We start from the raw sequence: 20693 nt of genomic DNA on the forward strand, positions 1-20693 counted from the left end.
GACGTGGCGACGCCGGTGGCCATTAAGCTGATATGGCCTCGGCGCTCTCGCCCAGTTTCTGATTGACGATCCGGACCGTGCGGTCGATTTCGGCATTGGGCATGCCAAGCTGGTGCGAGATCAGCTTCACGAGGAGGTCTACGCGCTCGATGAACGGCGCGCCGCCAGCGACTGCGCGCGCCGCCGAGGAGGGTCTTAGAAGACTTTCCGCCGCCTTGGCATATTTCTGGAAAGGTACCTGATCGCTGGGATCGGCGCCGAGTCGCTGGGCGACAGCATCGACATGCTCATAGATCGACTGCGAGAGGTTGATGTCGCCAAGCACCGCGTCGCGGATCGATCGCGGCTCGTGGGGCGTGATGCAGCGGTAGTTGCCCGTGAGCAGCATCGACCATTTGGCCAGAGGGACGAACATCGAATCGAACACCTTGAGCTTCACCGGAACGTCCTGTCCGTCGAGCCTCACGGCGTCGATGTCGGCTTCCAGCTCCCGAAGCAGCAAATTGTGCTTCTCATCGGCAAATGACGCGGCCTTGAAATTTGTCGGCAGGCCGACGTGAAGAACATTCGCCGCTTCCTCCGGCGGACGGAAGGCCTGCGGATCCGGAGAGCAGAGCGAGACCAGGCCCGGCTCGAACCGATCCCACACCGCGGCATTGGTATAGGCTTTCTCAAGGTCCATTTCCGCCAGCGCCGGGATGCGCTTGAGGTAAGGCAGGGGCGGCATGTTCATGATCGAAAGGCAGGGCAGCTTCGCCTCGGCGATCTTGATCAGCATCAGCCGCATCGTAGGAGCTGCGTATTGCGGCTCTTGCATCGCAAGACCGACCAGATCGTAGCGGCGAGGATCGACGTTGGCGGGCTCGACCGCGTCCAGGATCCCGGGCAGATTGCGCGAGAAGATCGGCCGATGGGTCGCCTCGTCGCGCAGTTTGATGCGAACTTCGGTGCCGTCGCGATTGATGAGCTCTGCGGTCTGCCTGCGGCAAACCAGGGTCACGTTGTGACCCGCCATCAAGAGCTTCGTCGCTAACAATGAGCCATACGAGGCTCCGAGGATCAGAACGTTGCGCGCCATGCGCCCTCCATCGATGATGTTTTCTGGCGCACCACGAATCCGGCGCTTTGCCAGCGCCCGGTTTGCGACAGGAGTTAAGCGGAAGCTTGCGGTGCGATGCCGGTTCTCCCTGTGCCGTGTGGCCACAAGAATACCGGCATGCGGAGCGCGAGGTCAGGCGGCGTAGACCGTCTCTTTCGCGGTGGCCTCTTCATCGAATGCGGCCAGGATGTCGCGCATGCTGATGACGCCGATCAGGCTGTAATTGTCGATGACGGGGAGGTGGCGGATATGCTCGCAGTTCATCACGCGACGAACGTGCTCGAGCGTATCTGACGGCGTGCAGGAGATCAGCTGCTGCACGGAGACGAATTGCGAGACCTTCATGTTGGCGCCGGCCGCGCCATACTGGGCGATTGCGCGCACCACGTCGCGCTCGGTGAACATGCCGACTGGAGTGTTGCCTTCGGTGCGGACGACGTCCTTGACGACCAGCGCGCTGATATTGCCGGAGCGCATCAGTTGCGCGGCAATGGCGACGGTCTCGTTCATGCGGACCGTTGCGACACGGGCGGCTTTCTTGCGCAGGATATCTCCGACTTGCATGGCAACCTCCTTGGGGTGGATTATACTGAAAGTCTGGTATACATAATGCCAATTGTCAACACGCTTCGTGGTAGAAATCATGCGCGGGATACAAGATAAATAGGCAGTATTGCTGACGTTTTTTGAAAGGGATGCGGGTAGGGCCGGCGATGCCGGATGGCAGGCGAGTTCATAAATCCATTCAGGTATGCCAGATTTGGCAGGCCAAAAGAAAACGCGCCCACCCCGAAGGATGAGCGCGTCTTGCTGATTAGCGGGTGGCGAGATCAGGCCGGCAATTGCGACTTCTCGACCACGACCTTGCGCCAGGGCTTGAGCACCGCGATCGCCAGCAGCGAGGCCAGGATATTCGCGCCGGCTGCGACGATGAACACGCTGTCCCAGGTGCCCGACGACTGCTGCATGTAGTTCGCAACCGGCACAAGCAGCGCCGCGGTGCCCTTTGCCGTATAGAGCAGGCCGGCATTGGTGGTCGCGAACTTGGCGCCGAACGTGTCGGTGCAGGTCGAGGGAAATAGGGAGTAGATCTCACCCCAGGCGAAGAACACGAAGCCGGACAAGAGAACGAACCACACGGGATCGTGACCGAGCATATAGAGGCCCCAGATGCCGATGCCTTCCATGCCGAACGCGATGAACATGGTGTTCTCGCGGCCGATCATGTCGGAGATCCAACCGAAGAAGGGACGGGTGAGGCCGTTGAGCACGCGATCGATGGTGGCAGCGAATGTCACCGCCGTCATCGTCACCGCCATCAGCGTCACCGGCACGCTGTCGACCTTCCAGTCGACGGCGATCGGCTTGAGGTTGGCGGTGACCATCAATCCGCCGGCGCCGACGATCACGAACATGAAATACATCAGCCAGAAGATCGGCTGACGGATCACTTCGGTCGGCTGATAGTTGCGCCGGCTCTGGATGATGTTGGCGTTCTGGACGACCGCGGGGACTTGTCCCGACTTCGGCGCGAACAGGAAGAAGGCGAGCAGCACGATGATGATGCCCTGTCCGAGACCGAAATAGAGGAAGGTGGTCTGGAAGCCGGAATCCTTGATCATCGCCTGGATCGGCGCGACCGTGAGCGCCGAGCCGGCGCCGAAGCCGGCGGCAGTGATGCCGGCGGCGAGGCCACGCTTATCAGGGAACCATTTCAGCGCATTGCCGACGCAGGTGCCGTAGACGCCACCGGCGCCGATGCCTGCGATGATCATGCCGAGATAGTAGCCGTTGAGCGAGGTCGCCTGGGCATTGATGGCCCATCCGAGGGCGCAAAGCACGCCGCCGACGAGGACAACGATGCGCGGGCCGTATTTATCGACGAACCATCCTTCGACCGGCACCAGCCAAGTCTCGAACAGAACGAACAGCGTGAATGCCCACTGGATCGAGGCGCGATCCCATCCGAACTTCTTCTGGATGTCGGGGACGAAGAAAGTCCAACCATATTGGTAGTTGGCGATCATCACCATCGCGAGGACGCCGATGGCTAGTTGCGTCCAGCGGTAGGCGTCGCTGACGCGGGCTGCCACTGGGGCTGCCGCTCCGTGCACTGTGTCCGTCATCTTCCCTCCAAAGGCTGTTCTATCTGTTAGCCGACAGCTCAAGGGCGAAGTTTGGTATATGTTATGCCAGTATACAAGCAGAATCTTATCGAGTTATCACAATTCGTTTGCGTGCGAGCCATGCTGCAGGCGCGAAAGAAAATGGGCCGCGCACCCTGCAGCCCATCGTCAAAACAAGAATGTCGCTGATTTTACAGTCGATTATTGCTGACGTCTCAGGCCGCCATCCCGCGCAGGCGGGTGTAGCCCTGCTGGATCACCGACCAGAACAGCGCGATCAATCCCAACACCATGATCGAACTAACCAAGACGTTGGAGAAGAAGATGCCGAGCGATCCCTGGGATCCCAGCAATGATTGTCGGAAGGCCTCTTCCGCCTTGTCGCCGAGCACGATCGCCAGCACCAGCGGCGCGAGCGGATAATTGCACTTTTTGAGCAGATACCCGATCACGCCGAACACCAGCATCAGCATCACGTCGAACGTGGAGCTGTGAACCGAATAGGCGCCGATCGCGCACAGCACGAGAATCAGCGGCGCAATGATCGAGAACGGCACGCGCAGGATCGCGGCGAAGATCGGCACGCAGGTCAACACGACCAGCAGGCCGACGATATTGCCGAGATACATCGAGGCGATCAGGCCCCAGACGAACTCTTTCTGCTCGACGAACAGCATCGGTCCCGGCTGCAGGCCCCAGATCAGAAGGCCGCCGAGCAACACGGCTGCGGTCGGCGAGCCCGGCACGCCGAGCGAAAGCATCGGCAGCAGCGCCGCGGTGCCGGCGGCGTGCGCCGCGGTCTCCGGCGCGACCACGCCTTCGATCTCTCCCTTGCCGAAATTGCCGCCGTTCTTGGCGACGCGCTTGGCAATGCCGTAGCTCATGAAGGACGCCGGCGTAGCGCCGGCCGGCGTGATGCCCATCCAGCAGCCGATTACGCAGGAGCGCAGCGAGGTGATCCAGTAGGCCGGCAATTCCTTCCAGGTCTGCAGCACCACGCGCAGGTTGATTTTGGCGCTGCCGCCGCGGAAGGCGAGCCCTTCCTCCATCGTCAACAGAATCTCGCCGATGCCGAACAGGCCGATCACGGCGATCAGGAAGTCGAAGCCGTTGAGCAATTCAGTAAAGCCGAATGTCAGCCGCAACTGTCCGGTGATGGAATCGAGGCCGACGGCGGCGAGCGCAAAGCCGATCATCATTGCCGCAATGGTCTTGAACGGCGGCTCCTTGCTCAATCCGACGAAACTGCAGAACGCCAGGAAATAGACCGCGAACTTTTCCGCCGGTCCGAATTGCAGCGCGAAGCTTGCGACCAGCGGTGCCACCAGCGTGATCATGGCCACTGCAAACAGTGCGCCGACGAACGACGAGGTGAATGCCGCGGTCAATGCTTCGCCGGCCTTGCCCTTCTGCGCCATCGGGTAGCCGTCGAACGTCGTCGCGACCGACCATGGCTCGCCGGGTATGTTGAACAGGATCGAGGTGATGGCGCCGCCGAACAGCGCGCCCCAGTAGATGCAGGACAGCATGATGATGGCCGATGTAGGCGGCATGCTGAAGGTCAGTGGCAACAGGATCGCCACGCCGTTGGCGCCGCCCAGTCCCGGCAGCACACCAATGATGACGCCGAGCACGATGCCGACGAGCATCACCATGATGTTGAAGGGCTGCAGCGCGACCGCAAAGCCGTGAAACAGATTGACGAGTTCTTCCATCCCTGGGTCCCAACCTTGCGATTAAATCAAAGACCGAGCCACTCTTCGACCGGCCCCTTCGGAAGCGGGACCAGGAACCAGCGCTCGAAAATCAGATAGGTGACAACAGGCATGCCAATCGCAACCGCCACGACGGTCAGCCACGGGTACTTGCCGAGCCAGCGCATGAACCATCCGATGAAGATGATCGAGGCGAGGTACAGTCCCGTGAACGGCATGGCGCCGACGTAGATGGCGGTCGGAATGACGACGCTCATGACCTGGCGAAGCTGTCCCCATTCGGCGAATACCTCGTCATTGTCCTCGCGCAGCCCGTTCCATAAGTTGATCGCACTCGAGGCGACGATGAAGATGCCGATGTAGAATGGAAAGAAGCCGGCGCGCGGGCCTTCCGCGCCCCAATTGATCCCGGCCTTCACGCTACCGATGATCACGATCACGCCGAAAAGGGTGATCAGCAACGTGACGCCTGCCTCCACCAGCCTGTGGGCAGGGCCGGGCTTGCTCGAGCTACCTGTCGTCATCAAAACTCCATCCGCTGCCGGGCCTGAGGTCGCTCAAGGTCCGGCGTCTGCGTTGCGATGGCCGGCTACGGCCGGCATTTCGATCAGTTGCCGGCGGAGGCGAGGAAGCCCGCGTCCTTCATCAGCGTCTCGTGGCGCTTTTCCTCCGTCTCGACCCATTTGGCGTAGTCGGCCCCGGTGAGGAAGGTCGTGTTGAAGGCGCCAGTCTTCATGAAATCTTGCCATTCCGGCGTCGCGCGAACCTTCTTGAACAGCTCGACGTAATATTCGACCTGATCCTTGGTCGCCCGCGGCGACATGAAGATGCCGCGCAGCATCAGATATTCCATGTCGAGTCCCTGAGACTTGCAGGTCGGAATGTCCTTCCAGCTCTTGCCATCCGAGATCTGCTCGTCATAGGCCATCGGATGGTTGTCGAACACGCAGAGCGGACGCAGCTTGCCGCCGCGCCATTGCGCTACGGCCTCGATCGGGTTGTTGACGGTGGAATCGAGATGATTGCCGACCAACTGAACGGCAACCTCGCCGCCGCCCTTGTAGGGGATGTAGGTGAACTTGCTGCCGGTGGCCTTTTCGACCCCAACGGTGATGATCTGGTCTTCCTGCTTGGAGCCGGTGCCGCCCATCTTCATCGAGCCCGGGGGCGCGGCCTTCACGGCGTCGACATACTCTTTCGCCGTCTTGTACGGCTTCTCCGCGTTCACCCAGAGGACGAACTCGTCGAGCGCCAGCATGGCGACCGGCGTGAGATCCTTCCAGTTGAACGGGATGCCGGTGGCAAGCGGGGTGGTGAAGAGGTTGGAGAGGGTAATGATGATCTTGTGCGGATTGCCGGCCGAGGCTTTGACGTCAAGGAAGCCTTCGCCGCCGGCACCGCCTGACTTGTTGATGACAACCAGAGGCTGTTTCATCAGATTGTGCTTGGTGACGATGCCCTGGATCGTCCGCGCCATCTGGTCGGCGCCGCCGCCGGTCCCGGCAGGCACGATGAACTCGACGGGTCGCACCGGCTCCCATGCTGCGCTGGCGGGAATGCTGATCCCGGCCGCGCACAAGGCAGCAATTGCGCCCAATGCCGTTTGTGCAGTGTGCTTCATGTGTTTCACTCCCATCGATTTATGGTTGCGCCAGTCTTCGCCGGCTTCCCTTTGTTGTATATTTAATGCCGCAGCGGCGTCTTCTTCTCCGAACGCTCATCCGATTGAATTGTAAGGGGGCTCCGCCGATGCGGCACCCGCTTCTTTCGGCCAATTGTGAATTTGCGATATGCAGCAAAGGGAAGTCACGGGACGCGCCCATGTTCCCAAATCGATCGGGCTGCCTGTCCCCGTGTCGCAAGGCCGTCCCCCAAATGCGCCCTTAGTTCTTTGGTTTGGCGCCGGGGACATTTTTGTATGCGATATGCCAGGAGGCAAACCCAATATTACTCCAGATTGCCGTTCGGGCTGATTTGTCGCAGATATTGGCGAAGACGGCTTGCCTCGTACAAACGAAAAATGGCCCCGGAAACCGGGGCCATTTGTTCGAGCGTCGAGGGCGGCGCTCGCTGGAAGCGCGCTTATGCGCGCAAACGCTATGTTTTAAGGCTCAGAGACCGAAATAGGGCAGGTCGCCGTTGCGGACGGCAATGCGGCTGCTCTGGGTCAGCAGGCGGTCGATGGAAGCCATCAGGCGGCCGAACAGGGTGCTCGAGGGCAGGAGGCCGATGGAAGCAGTCTTGGACATGTATGTCCCCTTTCTAAAGCAGCGGAGCAGCTCCGCGTCGTGTCAGGGAACAGAGTATGTATACCAGATGCCACCTACAACAGGCTTGTTTGCATAGCAGCAATTGGCCCGCTGCATTGCAGCAAAATTAACCGATTTGGCATTCCAAGACGAAAAAGGCCGCCGAAAACCGGCGGCCCTGGCATTTTTGAGGACAAGGTGGGCCTACTCGGCCGCCTGCTTGCGCGGCGGGTCGAGGGCGCCGGAATCGTGGATTTCGGCGACCTGGTGATCGGAGAAGCCGAGGACCTGGCGCAGGATCTCGTCGGTATGCTCGCCGAGCAGGGGCGAGCGGGTCACCTCGCTCGGGGAGTCCGACAGCTTGATCGGGTTGCCGACCGAGATGTATTTGCCGCGGGTCGGGTGATCGACTTCAACCACAGTGCCGGTGGCGCGCAGCGACTGGTCTTCGGCGATCTCCTTCATCGACAGAATCGGGCCGCAGGGAATGTCGTCCTTGTTGAGGATTTCCATCGCCTCGAACTTGGTCTTGGTCATTGTCCACTGCTCGATGCGGGCGAAGATCTCGTTCAGCCGCGGCAGGCGGGCCGGCGGCTTGGCGTAGTTCGGATCGGTCTTCCACGAGGGCTCGCCGATGACGTCGCAGATCTTCTCCCAGACCGGGGCCTGGGTGATGAAATAGATATAGGCGTTCGGGTCGGTCTCCCAGCCCTTGCACTTGAGGATGCGGCCGGGCTGACCGCCGCCGGAATCGTTGCCGGCGCGCGGCACGGCATCGCCGAACGGAATGCCTTCGCCGAACTGGCTGTATTCCTTCAGCGGACCGTGGGCGAGGCGCTGCTGGTCGCGCAGCTTGACGCGCGCGAGGTTGAGCACGCCGTCCTGCATCGCCGCGGTGACGCGCTGGCCCTTGCCCGAGTGGGTGCGCTGATAGAGCGCGGTGACGATGCCGAGCGCGAGATGCAACCCAGTGCCGCTGTCGCCGATCTGCGCGCCGGTAACGAGCGGCAGGCCGTCACGGAAGCCGGTGGTCGAGGCCGCGCCGCCGGTGCACTGCGCGACGTTCTCATAGACCTTGCAGTCTTCATACGGTCCGGGGCCAAAGCCCTTGATCGAGGCGACGATCATCTTCGGGTTGATGGCGTGGATCTTCTCCCAGGGGAAGCCCATGCGGTCGAGCACGCCGGGACCGAAATTTTCCACCAGCACGTCGCACTGTTTGATCAGCGCCGTCAGGACTTCCTTGCCCTTCGGGTTCTTGGTGTCGAGCGTGATCGAGCGCTTGTTGTGGTTCAGCATGGTGAAATACAGGCTGTCCACATTGGGGATGTCCTGCAACTGGCCGCGGGTGATGTCGCCGACGCCGGGGCGCTCGACCTTGATCACGTCGGCGCCGAACCACGCCAGCAATTGCGTGCAGGTCGGGCCCGACTGGACGTGGGTGAAATCGAGAATACGAACGCCCGTAAGCGCCTTAGACATTTGTTCTCTCCTGTTACTATCTGTTGCCGTCATGCCCGCGAAGGCGGGCATCCACTAATCACCGTCGGTTCAGTCGGGCACAGCCTTCGTCACACGATAGTTCGGCGGTTACTGGATTCCCCGCCTGCGCGGGGAATGACGCCGATGGGTTGCTCAATTCACTTCTTTTTCAGAACGCTTTGCGGGTTGAGGTTGCCGATACGGCCGCTCTCCGAGCCGGCGGCCGGGTCGATCACGGCATTGATCAGCGTCGGCTTGCCGGAATCCATCGCCTCGTTCACGGCGCGCTTTAGTTCGTCCGGCGAGGTGGCGTTGACGCCGACGCCACCGAAGGCTTCCATCATCTTGTCGTAGCGCGCGCCCTTGACGAACACCGTCGTCGCGGGATCGGCGTTGGCGTTGTTGACGTCTGTGCCGCGATAGATGCCGTCATTGTTGAAGATGACGACGCAAATCGGCAGGTTGTAGCGGCAGATGGTCTCGACCTCCATGCCGGAGAAGCCGAACGCTGAGTCGCCTTCCACCGCGAGCACGGGATTGCCGGTCTCGAGCGCAGCGGCGATCGCCTGGCCCATGCCGATGCCCATCACGCCCCAGGTGCCGACGTCGAGGCGCTTGCGCGGCTTGTACATGTCGATCACGCCGCGGGCGAGGTCGAGCGTGTTGGCGCCTTCGTTGACCAGGATGGCGTCGGGACGCTCCTTGATGACATTCTTCAACACGCCGAGCGCGCCGTGATAGTCCATCGGCGATTTGTTGTTCATCAGCTTCGGCGCCATCTTGGCGACGTTCTCTTCGCGCTTGGTCTGCACTGCCTTGGTCCAGTCGGCAGATGGCGCGCTCCAGCCCGAACCCATCGCCTGAGTGAAAGCGGAGACGCAGGAGCCGATATCGCCGACCACGGGCGCGACGATCTCCACGTTGGAATCCATTTCCTTCGGCTCGATGTCGACCTGGATGAACTTCTTCGGCGCTTCGCCCCAGGTCTTGCCCTTGCCATGCGACAGCAGCCAGTTGAGCCGCGCGCCGATCAGCATCACGACATCGGATTCCTTCAGCACCGTGGAGCGGGCCGCGCCGGCGCATTGCGGATGGGTGTCGGGCAACAGGCCCTTGGCCATACTCATCGGCAGGAAGGGCACGCCGCTCTTCTCGACGAAGTTCTTGATCTCCTCGTCGGCCTGCGCGTAGGCCGCGCCCTTGCCGAGAATGATCAGCGGCTTCTTCGCGCTCTTGAGCACATCGAGCGCGCGCTTGACGGCGGCCGGGGCCGGGATCTGCGCGGGCGCCGCATCGATCACTTTCACGAGCGACTTCTGGCCGGCATCGGCATTCATCACCTGGCCGAACAGTTTGGCGGGCAGGTCTAGATAGACGCCGCCGGGACGTCCCGAGACGGCGGCGCGGATCGCACGCGCAAGGCCGATGCCGATGTCCTGGGCGTGCAGCACGCGATAGGCCGCCTTGCACAGCGGCTTGGCGATCGCGAGCTGGTCCATCTCTTCATAGTCGCCCTGCTGCAGGTCGACGATCTCGCGCTCGGAGGAACCCGAGATCAGGATCATCGGGTAGCAGTTGGTCGTGGCATGAGCGAGGGCGGTGAGGCCGTTGAGAAAACCGGGCGCCGAGACGGTGAGACAGACGCCCGGCTTCTTGGTCAGAAAGCCCGCGATGCCCGCGGCATAGCCGGCATTCTGCTCGTGACGGAAGGAGATGACGCGAATACCCGCCGCCTGGGCCATGCGGCCCAGATCCGTGATCGGGATGCCCGGCACGTTATAGATGGTGTTGATGCCGTTGAGCTTGAGCGCATCGATGACAAGATGAAAGCCATCGGTCAGCTCTTGCTCGGAGCCCGGTGCTTCGGACTTAATCGCGGTATTCAGCATGGGCTTCATCTCCCTGATCGTGCGGTGTTGGACGATTTTTGGTCGTCTTCTGGTGCGAAGTTGCGTCTAGTTAAAAAGTTCCTGCCCGTGGGTCTCGACATAGGTGGCAAGACCGAGCGTGTGATCGCGCGCGAGCTTTTCGGCGAGTTCCGTGTCGCGCGCTTCAAGCGCTTCAATGATGCCGAGATGCTCGGGCAGTGAGGTCGCGGTGCGATCCTTTCGCCCGATGGTCAATTGGCGGTAGCCTCGCACGTGCAGAAGGATATCGTTGGTCATATCGACCAGCACCTGCGACTCCGACAGCGAAATCAGCGCCTGATGGAAGGCGATATTGGCCTTGGAGTATTCCTCGATATGATCCTGCGGCAGGCGATCCTTGCCAAAGTCCTTGAAGAAATCGCGCAGCGCCGTGATGTCTTTCTTGCGCGCGGTGGTCGTGATCAGGCGCGCGGCCATGCTCTCGAGCGCGGCCCAGGCACGGATCATGTCGACGATCTCAGTCTTGGTGCGGCGGACTACGACGATGCCGCGGCGCGGCACGGTCTTGACGAAGCCATCCTGTTCCAGCATCGCGATGGCTTCGCGAATAGGGGTGCGGCTGACGCCGAGCCGTTCGGACAGCGCGCGCTCGTCGAGCATGACTGGCTCGGGCGTCGCATAGATGTCCATCTTGAGGATGGCTTCCTTCAAGGCCTCATAGGCCTTGTTCTTGAAGCTCGTCTCAGGCGCAATCCGGACGATTGCGATATCTGCATCAGCCATGACAGGCGGCGCCTTGGTTTGTTTACGTGCGGGCACGACTCGTCTCCTCCCTGTTTTGGAGACGTCTTCTTAGCAGAAGAAACAGTCCAATATTTTTGGCATACCAAATACCAGGATGTCAAGATGCCCGATTTTTCGCGATTTCTGCGCGATAGTTTGTCTTGACAATCCAATCTCTGGCATACCAAATGCCATAAAATTAGCCCCAGGAGGAAGCCAATGTCAAATTCTGCAGATGCGGCCCGCAAGATCGCCGAGCCCAGCGCCCACGAGGCTGTCCGCCGGGTGCTCGATACGGTGAAGGCCGAGAAGCGCACCAGCCTGACCGCGCCGGAAGGCAAGCTCGTTTGCGATGCCTATGGCATCCCGGTTCCGAAGGAAGGCGTGGCCAAGTCCGCCGCCGATGCAGCCAAGCTCGCCACGGGCATGGGCTTCCCGGTCGTGATGAAGATCGTCTCGCCGGACATCCTCCACAAGACCGAGGCGGGCGGCGTCGTGGTCGGCCTCAAGACCGCGGCTGATGCCGAAAAGGCTTACGAGACCATTCTCGCCAATGCCAAGAAATACAAGGCCGACGCCAAGATCGAAGGCGTCCAGGTGCAGCAGATGCTGGCCGGCGGCACCGAAGTCATCGTCGGCTCGATCACCGACGGCTCGTTCGGCAAGCTGGTGGCGTTCGGCCTCGGCGGCGTGCTGGTCGAGGTGCTCAAGGACATCACCTTCCGTCTCGCGCCCGCCACCAAGGAAGATGCGCTGTCAATGCTCGACGGCATCCAGGCCCACGACATGCTGAAGGGCGTGCGCGGCGGTGACCCGGTCAATCGCGACGCGTTGGCGGATGTCATCGTCAAGGTCTCGCGGCTCGTCAGCGATTTCCCCGAGATCGTCGAGCTCGACCTCAACCCCGTGTTCGCTACCAAGAAGGACGCGATTGCCGCCGACGTGCGCATCGTCGTCGATTTCGACTACAAGCCGCGGCCGGCGCCGCGCCCGACCGAAGAAATCGTGTCGGCCATGAACCGCATCATGCAGCCCAAGGCCGTCGCCGTGATCGGCGCCTCTGCCGAGGACGGCAAGATCGGCAACTCCGTGATGAAGAACCTGATCAACGGCGGCTACAAGGGCGAGATCTATCCGATCCATCCGAAGGCCGCCGATATCCTGGGCTACAAGGCCTACAAGAGCGTCAAGGACGTGCCCGGTGTGATCGACACCGCGGTGTTTGCGATCCCTGCCAAGTTCGTCGCGGGCGCACTCGCCGAATGCGGCGAGAAGAAGATTCCCGGTGCCGTGCTGATTCCGTCGGGCTTTGCCGAAGCGGGCGCGCCTGAGCTGCAGGCCGAGATCGTCGAGGTCGGCAAGAAGTACAACGTGCGCCTGATGGGGCCGAACATCTACGGCTTTTATTATACGTGGTCGAACCTCTGCGCCACGTTCTGCACCGCCTACGACGTCAAGGGCCATGCGGCGCTGTCGTCGCAGTCCGGCGGCATCGGCATGGCGATCATCGGCTTCTCGCGCTCGGCGAAAATGGGTGTTTCGGCGATCGTCGGCCTCGGCAACAAGTCCGATATCGACGAGGACGATCTGCTCGCCTTCTTCGAGCAGGATCCCAACACCAACCTGATCGCGCAGCACTGCGAGGACCTCAAGGACGGCCGTGCCTTCGCGGAAGCCGCCAAGCGCGTCGCCAAGAAGAAGCCGGTGATCGTGCTGAAGGCGGGCCGTACCTCGGCCGGCGCGAAGGCGGCCTCGTCGCACACCGGCGCGCTCGCCGGCAATGACAAGATATATGAGGACGTGTTCAAGCAGTCGGGCGTGATTCGTGCCCGGTCCTTGCGGCAATTGCTCGAATTCGCGCGCGGCGTGCCGGTGCTGCCGACGCCGAAGGGCGAGAACGTGCTGATCATCACCGGCGCCGGCGGTTCGGGCGTGCTGCTGTCGGACTCCTGCGTCGACAACGGCCTGTCGCTGATGTCGATGCCGCCGGATCTCGATGCCGCGTTCAGAAAATTCATCCCGCCGTTCGGCGCGGCCGGAAATCCTGTGGATATCACCGGTGGCGAGCCGCCGATCACCTACATCAACACGGTGAAGCTCGGCCTGTCGGATGAGCGCATCCACTCGCTGATCCTCGGCTACTGGCACACGATCGTCACCCCGCCGATGGTGTTCGCCCGCAACATGGTCGAGGTGAAGAAGGAGATGGAGGCGAAAGGCTTCGTGAAGCCGATCGTCGCCTCGCTCGCCGGCGACGTCGAGGTCGAGGAAGCCGCCGAATATCTCTACCAGAACGGCATCCCGGCCTATGCCTATTCGACCGAACTGCCGGTCGAGGTGCTCGGCGCCAAGTACAAGTGGGCGCGTGGCGCGGGCCTGCTCTGAAAACCTGAGCCGACCTCTCCCCGCGTGCGGAGAGAGGTCGGAATTCAAGCGCAGCTTGAATTCCGGGTGAGGGGGAGTCTCCGCGTACTCACGTCTTTCCAATTTGCCGAGGCAGCCCCTCACCCCAACCCTCTCCCCGTGAAGGACGGGGAGAGGGAGTCGACTAGCGCTTTTGCTTGACTGACGCATGCAGGTCGCGATGAGAAAAGACGTGATCCGGCGCAAGGCCATCGAGCCAAGATCCAATGCGGAGGAGGCCGACGTTCGCGACAGCGGCGTCCAGTCGGTCGACCGCGCGCTGTCGATTATCGAAACGCTGGCCGAAGACGATGAGGGCTATCGCCTCAGCGACCTCGCGATCCGCACCGGGCTATCGACCTCCACCGTCCACCGCCTGCTGGCGACCCTGGAAAACCGCCGCTTCGTGCAATTCGACCGCAGCCAATCGAAATGGCATGTCGGCGCGCGCTGCTTCACGGTGGGAGCGACCTTTGCCCGCCGCCGCAATTTCGCAGCGCAGGCGATCCCTTATCTGCGCAAGCTGCGCGACCTGACGCGGGAGACGGCCAATCTCGCCGTGGTCGACGACGAATTCATCGTCGTGCTGACGCGGATGGAAAGCCGCGAGATCATGCGCTCGCTGACCAAGCTCGGCGGCCGCGTCGCCATGGTCGCCTCCGGCGTCGGCAAGGCGGTGCTGGCGACCTATTCCAATGAGGATGTCAGGGCCATCATCCATCACCACGGTATGCCGCGGCTGACGGAGAAGTCGATCGTACGACCCGGTGAGTTGTTCAAGGAGCTCGAGAAAATCCGCCGCCAGGGCTATGCGGTCGACGACGAGGAGGCCTGCATGGGCCTGCGCTGCGTCGCCGCCGTCGTCTACAACGACTGCGCCGAGCCGCTCGCGGCGATCTCCGTCTCCGGCATGACAGGCCGCCTGACGGACGAGCGGCTGCCGCAGCTCGGCCAGACCGTGCGAGAAGTGGCGGCCGAGCTGACGGCGGCGCTCGGCGGCGTGATGCCGGCCGTCAAGGCTGGCTGACCCTCTTCACCGACAAGAATCCCACAAGCAATCCATGACGGCTGCAGAACGCACTCAGATTTGAATCGTCTTCCGACGGCGGGCCGTCTACGGTGCGTTCATGTCGCGCCTTGTATTGCTATCGATCGCTATCATCCTGTCGCTGCTGCCGGCCGTCGCCCCGGCCGCCCCGGCGAACAAACGGCCGGCGCCGCGCTGGCACGGCTACGGCTTCCTGCCGGGCTATCAGCAGCCGCCGAATAACAGCCTGCCAGCCTACAAGCAGAAAGCAGCCGTTTCGCGCATGGCGCGAAACAACCGGCGTCCCTGGTATATCGATCCGGTGCCGAGTTATTACGGCTACGATGGCGACTGGCACTATTTCGGCCGGCCCGGCTTTTACGGCGGTCGCTATAATGGCGGCAGCTTCGGCCCATGCTGGACCCGTACGCCGATCGGCCCGATCTGGAATTGCGGCTGATCGCTGTCGCGGTACCAGGGCGCGGATGCGCTTTCTCCCAACGGCAGTTCATAGCGCGATGCCGATGCGCTAGGGTGTTTGCCAACGAAGAGGTAGGGCCGTTTGCGTCCTGCCGAGAAACGGGGAGAGAAGCATGGGCCGCAAGATCGCAATCGTCGGAGCCGGCGCCGTCGGCGGCTATGCCGGCGTCCATATGGCGCAGGCGGGGGAGGACGTCACCTTCATCGATCCCTGGCCCGAGCATGTCGACCATATGCGGAAACATGGTCTGCGCGTGACCCATGCGATGGACGTTGCGGAGTTCTCGGTTCCGGTGCGCGCGATCCATGTCACGGATGCGCAGCAGTTAGCTAAGGAGAAGCCGGTCGACATCGCCTTTGTCTGCATGAAATCCTACGACACCGCCTGGGCCACCATGCTGATCAGGCAATACCTGGCGCCGGACGGCTTTGTCGTATCACTGCAGAACTGCATGAACGAGGAGACGATTGCTGGCGTCGTCGGCTGGGGCAAGACACTGGGCTGCATTGCCAGCAGCATCACGGTGAACCTGCCGGAACCCGGCCATGTCCACCGCGGCGCCGGCAAGGGCGGGGCGGCGCATACGGTATTTCGTGCCGGCGAGGTGCATGGCCGGATCACGCCGCGGGTGGAGGAGGTCTGTCGCCTGGTCGGTTATTCCGACAGCGCCAAGGTCACTGACAATTTGTGGGGCGAACGCTGGTCCAAGCTGGTGGCCAACGTCATGGGCAACGGACTTTCCGCCTGCACCGGGCTGCCGGGCGGCGAGGTCTTGCAGAGCGAGCCGCTGCGCCGGTTCTCCACCCGGCTCGGCAGCGAGGCGATCCGCGTCGGACAAGCGCTCGGCTATCAGCTTGAGGAGATATTGCACCTGCCGCCGGAGACGATTGCGCGCGCCGGCGAGGGCGACGAGGCGGCAAAGCGCGCCTGCGACGAGCAGCGCTTCAAGGACAGTAAGCGCACTTCCTCGGCGCAGCGACCCTCGATGGGGCAGGACATGCAGAAGGGGCGCCGCACCGAGATCGAGTTCCTCAACGGCTTCGTCGTGCGGGAGGGCGAGAAGATCGGCCATACCTGCAGCGCAAATGCTGCGCTGACCGACATCGTCAAGCGCGTGGAGCGCGGCGAGCTGAGCCCCGATCCGCGGCACATCACGGAGCTGCGGCTGAACTAAGCCGGTTTGCGTGTGCGGGGTGGGGAAATCGCCATGGGCGTAAGAAGCCATATTGCCGGGCCCCTTGCAGCACTTGCCCTCGGGCTCTTTTTCATCGCGCCCGCCATGGGCGAGCCGGCGGCGCTCACGAAAAAGCAATCGGATGCGCTCAGCGCTTACAACGCTTCGCGCTCCCATTTTGAGCAGGTCCTGAAACAGCGGCGCGCGCAGATCCATTCGAACGCATTGCCGAACCTGCCGGGACAGGCGCTCTACCTTGCGCGCAACGACATGATCAGCGCCTACAAGGATCTTACCGACGCGCTTCCGTCCAGGATTGGCGGGCCGAATAAATACGGAATCCCGCCGGCGTATTTCGATGCCGGCAACGAGCCACTGCTCGATGAGTACAAAAAACTCTTCGACCTCATGCAGGCGCCGCCGGCCAATGCGCAAAAATCGGATACGCCGTTCAAGGATGTCGTCGATCTCGGCACGGCCATTGCGCGGGCCAGGGGGCTTGATGCGGCCAATGCCGAAGCGGCCGGCCGTATCAGCCTCGGGCTGTTCTTCGCCGAGACCAATGGCAATCAGAACATTGGCAATGCGCGCTCGAACAAATACAAGGGCAGTTTGCAGACCGGCGTACCCGAAGATCAAAGTGGCCGGAGGAAATGGTCGGCGATAAAAAACAAGATCGCGGCCCTTGATCCTGCACTGAGTGATCGGGACGACAGGGAAGAGGCGCGGGCCGGCAATCAGGATCACCGGTTCAATCACTGGACCGCCGTGCGCGATGGCCTGATGAACGCGCACGCGGATATCTTTCCGCAGGTGCCGTCGATCGTGAAAACATTGCCTGATGCGATCGACCAGATGAAGCTCTTCGAACTGATCCAGATCATTCCGAGCCCGACGAAGTCCGCGCTCGCCTCCCGCGACCTGGCCGGTTACAGAATATCCGATCCGAAGATCATGGCTTACCTGCGAAACAACAGCATGTTCACTTTTGGACAAGCTGATAGGGCCAGGACTTCAGCAACCTTCCGCGAAATTCTCGATGCGATGTGGCTCTTCAACGAGAAGTTTGAACGCGCGCTGGCCAAGTTCGAGGAGATCAAGGCGGGATCAAAGAGTTGAGGTGCCGTCAGAGCGGACCCAGCATGCCCCATCGGGGCTCACAGAATTCCTTCACTGCCGACGCAACGCCGCTGCTGATGATGTCCTGGTGCTCACGCGAGCTCATCTTGAGCTCTTCATCCCGGTTGATGATCGAGCCCGCCTCGAGTAGCGCGGCGGCCATCCGGGTCTTTCGCAGCACGATCAGCTCATCGTAGCTGTAGACGCCGGTTTCCTTGTTCAGCAGCGGGTGTTGATACCGGCCCATGATTGGCAGGGTATATTGCTTGGCATATTCGAGGCCCTGGGCTTTCATTTCCTTGCCGATCAGTTCGGCGAACGAGAGGCTCGTCTTGAAGTCCGGATTGTCGCGGGAGACGAAGACGGAATAGCCGCTGAAGCGGTCGCTGAAACGGCTTTTCTTGCCCTCGAATTCCCAGTCCTCGAGGAGCTTGTTGGGCACGGAGTCGTGGTGGATCGACAGCAGCAGATCCGCGGGCAGATCGTTGGCAGCGTCGACGCGTTTGAAGAGGCTGCGCCGGGCCTTGCCCTCAGTCAGCAGCAATTTGGTTTCCTTAAAGCCCTCTGCCTTCAGTCTCTCCTCGATCCGCTTGGCTAGGCGGAGGTTGAAGACAAACTCGGAAACGTTGCGGGCGCTAATCGCGCCTTCCGACTCAGCGGTATGCCCGACATCCAGAACGATCCGGAGTTTGGCAGGCTCGCACCGGTTGGCGGCTGGTTTGAAAGCGGCAGGGTTGAGGCCGAACGGGCCCAGGGCGGCGAGCTTTACGCCAGGGGCCTTCGGCGAGGCGGCCGGCTTCGGCAAAGCGGCCGGCTTGCGCGAAGTGACTCGCTTCGGCGATTTCGTTTGTTTTGACGGTTTGGCTTGCTTTGATGTGCCTTTGAAGACGTCCGACAGCCAGCCGGCCTCGCTGGCCTCGACCGGTAGAAGCACCATTGCAGTCATCGCGGCGACGAGGGCGTGGCGGCGTGGCCAAAATCCCCGAGCAATGCCACCGAGAATACCAATGAACCCGCCCCGCCTCATGCTGGCCCCCCGTCCCGGAGGCCATTGTAGCAGCTTGGATCGCGATATCGAAGAGGTCGACAGCAGGCGCTGCAGGGTACTTTCGGACACTCGGTTTTCCCGACGGCTTCGGTTCCTTCGTCGAACAATGAGGCACCGCTCGGCCGCATTTGTATCATCAATGAATGCTGCCCTGGATTTCCATCGTGCAATGTACTCAAGCGTCTGATTATCCGCGTTTTTTTTGAGCCCCTCCCACTCCGCGGGAAATAAAATCGCCCGCATTGAGATCGCCTGTCGCCGCCCCGAAGATCGCATTCAGAGCCAACCCTGTTCGAAGCGAGGTGCGAAATGGCGAAGATGCGAGCGATCGATGCAGCCGTGCGGATCCTGGAAAAGGAGGGGGTCAGCATCGCCTTCGGCGTTCCCGGCGCCGCGATCAACCCGCTCTACTCCGCACTGAAGAAGCGCGGCTCGATCGGCCACATCCTGGCGCGCCATGTCGAGGGCGCTTCCCACATGGCCGAGGGTTATACCCGGGCCAAAGCCGGCAATATCGGCGTCTGCATCGGCACGTCGGGGCCGGCGGGTACCGATATGATCACCGGGCTCTATTCGGCGATCGCGGATTCGATTCCGATCCTCTGCATCACCGGGCAGGCGCCGCGCGCACGGCTCTACAAGGAAGACTTTCAGGCCATCGATATCGAATCGATCGCCAAGCCCGTGACGAAATGGGCGGTCACCGTGCGCGAGCCGGCGCTGGTGCCGCGCGTGTTCAGCCAGGCGTTCCACATCATGCGCTCGGGCCGCCCCGGGCCCGTCCTGATCGACCTACCGCTCGACGTGCAGCTTGCGGAAATCGAGTTCGACGACGAGACCTACGAGCCGCTACCGGTCTACAAGCCCGCGGCGACCCGCAAGCAGATCGAGAAGGCGCTTCAGATGCTCAACGCGGCGGAGCGGCCGCTGATCGTGGCGGGCGGCGGCGTCATCAATGCCGATGCGTCCGATCTGCTGGTGCAGTTCGCCGAGACCATCAATGTTCCCGTGGTGCCGACGCTGATGGGATGGGGCGCCATTCCCGATGATCACGTGCTGATGGCCGGCATGGTGGGTCTGCAGACCAGCCACCGCTATGGCAACGCGACCATGCTGCAATCCGACTTCGTGCTCGGGATCGGCAACCGCTGGGCCAACCGGCACACCGGTTCGATCGAGACCTACACCAAGGGCCGCACTTTCGTGCATGTCGATATCGAGCCGACGCAGATCGGGCGTGTCTTCAATCCGGATCTCGGCATCGTGTCGGATGCCAAGGCGGCGCTCGAACTCTTCGTCGCCGTTGCGAAGGAATGGCGCACGGCCGGCAAGCTCAGGGAGCGGCAGGCATGGCCAGGGGCGTGCCAGGACCGCAAGCGCACGATGCTGCGCAAGAGTCATTTCGACGACATGCCGATCAAGCCGCAGCGCGTCTATGAGGAGATGACCAAGGCGTTCGGCCGCGACACCTGCTATGTCAGCGTGATCGGCCTGTCGCAGATTGCCGGCGCGCAGTTTTTGGGCGTCTACGGCCCGCGCAACTGGATCAATGCGGGGCAGGCGGGTCCGCTCGGCTGGACCTTGCCGGCGGCGCTCGGGGTGCGCGCGGCCGATCCCAGCCGCGAGATCGTCGCGCTCTCGGGCGACTATGATTTCCAGTTCCTGATCGAGGAGCTCGCGGTCGGCGCGCAGTTCAAGCTGCCCTACATCCACGTCGTCGTGAACAATTCCTATCTCGGGTTGATCCGCCAGGCGCAGCGCGGCTTCGACATGGATTACCACGTCCAGCTTTCGTTCGAGAACATCAACGCACCCGAGATCGGGGTCTACGGCGTCGACCACGTCGCGGTGGCCAAGGGGCTCGGCTGCAAGGCGATCCGCGTCACCGATCCGAACCATGCACAGGCGGCGTTCGCGACCGCGCGCGAATGGATGGAAGAATTCAAGGTGCCTGTCGTCGTCGAGTTCATCCTGGAGCGGGTCACCAACATCTCGATGGGCACCGAGATCGACAACGTCATCGAATTCGAGGAGGTGCTCGATCTGCCGCTGGACGATACGCCGGCAAAATCGAACGCGCCGAAACCCGGCACGCTGCTGCCGGCCTGAAGCCTGAGGA

Annotated in this window: 17 protein-coding genes; 6 read left to right on the forward strand and 11 right to left on the reverse strand. The window is 62.0% G+C overall.

The window, feature by feature from the left end; all coding sequences use genetic code 11:
• Positions 1-22: 22 nt before the first annotated feature.
• The 10 genes from RX331_RS12360 to RX331_RS12405 form a co-directional block, all read right to left on the reverse strand.
• Positions 23-1078: a ketopantoate reductase family protein gene (locus tag RX331_RS12360; protein ID WP_317256830.1), complete on the reverse strand. Its 1056-nt coding sequence runs from the start codon at positions 1076-1078 to the stop codon at positions 23-25.
• 153 nt (positions 1079-1231) lie between these two features.
• The gene (locus RX331_RS12365; protein WP_317256831.1) at positions 1232-1663 is read right to left on the reverse strand and encodes a CBS domain-containing protein; all 432 of its coding nucleotides are present in this window, start codon (positions 1661-1663) and stop codon (positions 1232-1234) included.
• Between the two features lie 266 nt (positions 1664-1929).
• The gene (oxlT, locus tag RX331_RS12370) at positions 1930-3225 is read right to left on the reverse strand and encodes an oxalate/formate MFS antiporter (protein ID WP_317256832.1); all 1296 of its coding nucleotides are present in this window, start codon (positions 3223-3225) and stop codon (positions 1930-1932) included.
• Between the two features lie 215 nt (positions 3226-3440).
• Positions 3441-4940 (reverse strand): tripartite tricarboxylate transporter permease, encoded by a 1500-nt coding sequence (locus RX331_RS12375; protein ID WP_317256833.1) that lies wholly within the window; start codon positions 4938-4940, stop codon positions 3441-3443.
• 26 nt (positions 4941-4966) lie between these two features.
• Entirely contained in the window at positions 4967-5464 is a 498-nt protein-coding gene (locus tag RX331_RS12380; RefSeq protein ID WP_317256834.1) for a tripartite tricarboxylate transporter TctB family protein, read from the reverse strand.
• Positions 5465-5547: 83 nt separating this feature from the next.
• On the reverse strand, positions 5548-6561 hold the full coding sequence (locus tag RX331_RS12385) for a Bug family tripartite tricarboxylate transporter substrate binding protein (RefSeq protein WP_317256835.1): 1014 nt from the start codon (positions 6559-6561) through the stop codon (positions 5548-5550).
• Between the two features lie 490 nt (positions 6562-7051).
• Positions 7052-7189, reverse strand: coding sequence for a hypothetical protein (locus tag RX331_RS12390; RefSeq protein WP_317256836.1), 138 nt, complete (start codon positions 7187-7189; stop codon positions 7052-7054).
• A gap of 204 nt (positions 7190-7393) precedes the next feature.
• On the reverse strand, positions 7394-8671 hold the full coding sequence (gene frc / locus RX331_RS12395; protein ID WP_317256837.1) for a formyl-CoA transferase: 1278 nt from the start codon (positions 8669-8671) through the stop codon (positions 7394-7396).
• 158 nt (positions 8672-8829) lie between these two features.
• Positions 8830-10560: an oxalyl-CoA decarboxylase gene (gene oxc, locus RX331_RS12400; RefSeq protein ID WP_317256838.1), complete on the reverse strand. Its 1731-nt coding sequence runs from the start codon at positions 10558-10560 to the stop codon at positions 8830-8832.
• Between the two features lie 66 nt (positions 10561-10626).
• Positions 10627-11322, reverse strand: a complete 696-nt coding sequence (locus RX331_RS12405; RefSeq protein WP_410708273.1) for a GntR family transcriptional regulator — start codon at positions 11320-11322, stop codon at positions 10627-10629.
• A 219-nt stretch (positions 11323-11541) separates the two neighbouring features.
• Here RX331_RS12405 and RX331_RS12410 point away from each other — a divergent pair, with 219 nt between their 5' ends.
• The 5 genes from RX331_RS12410 (at position 11542) to RX331_RS12430 (ending at position 17526) form a co-directional block, all read left to right on the forward strand.
• Entirely contained in the window at positions 11542-13707 is a 2166-nt protein-coding gene (locus RX331_RS12410) for an acetate--CoA ligase family protein (RefSeq protein WP_317256840.1), read from the forward strand.
• Positions 13708-13906: 199 nt separating this feature from the next.
• Positions 13907-14752, forward strand: a complete 846-nt coding sequence (locus tag RX331_RS12415; protein WP_317256841.1) for an IclR family transcriptional regulator — start codon at positions 13907-13909, stop codon at positions 14750-14752.
• A gap of 100 nt (positions 14753-14852) precedes the next feature.
• Positions 14853-15212, forward strand: a complete 360-nt coding sequence (locus RX331_RS12420; RefSeq protein WP_317256842.1) for a hypothetical protein — start codon at positions 14853-14855, stop codon at positions 15210-15212.
• A 133-nt stretch (positions 15213-15345) separates the two neighbouring features.
• Positions 15346-16407 carry a 2-dehydropantoate 2-reductase gene (locus RX331_RS12425; protein ID WP_317256843.1) on the forward strand — a complete coding sequence of 354 codons (1062 nt, stop codon included), beginning with the start codon at positions 15346-15348 and terminating at the stop codon, positions 16405-16407.
• A gap of 33 nt (positions 16408-16440) precedes the next feature.
• Positions 16441-17526 (forward strand): hypothetical protein, encoded by a 1086-nt coding sequence (locus RX331_RS12430; RefSeq protein ID WP_317256844.1) that lies wholly within the window; start codon positions 16441-16443, stop codon positions 17524-17526.
• 7 nt (positions 17527-17533) lie between these two features.
• Here the strand turns inward: RX331_RS12430 and RX331_RS12435 are convergent, their stop codons facing one another.
• Entirely contained in the window at positions 17534-18463 is a 930-nt protein-coding gene (locus RX331_RS12435; protein ID WP_317256845.1) for an N-acetylmuramoyl-L-alanine amidase, read from the reverse strand.
• Positions 18464-18883: 420 nt separating this feature from the next.
• Here RX331_RS12435 and gcl point away from each other — a divergent pair, with 420 nt between their 5' ends.
• A complete protein-coding gene (gcl, locus tag RX331_RS12440; protein ID WP_317256846.1) occupies positions 18884-20683 on the forward strand; it encodes a glyoxylate carboligase in 1800 nt (599 codons plus the stop codon).
• The last annotated feature ends 10 nt before the right edge of the window (positions 20684-20693 follow it).

The organism is Bradyrhizobium sp. BWA-3-5 (assembly GCF_032917985.1).
Lineage (GTDB): Bacteria > Pseudomonadota > Alphaproteobacteria > Rhizobiales > Xanthobacteraceae > Bradyrhizobium.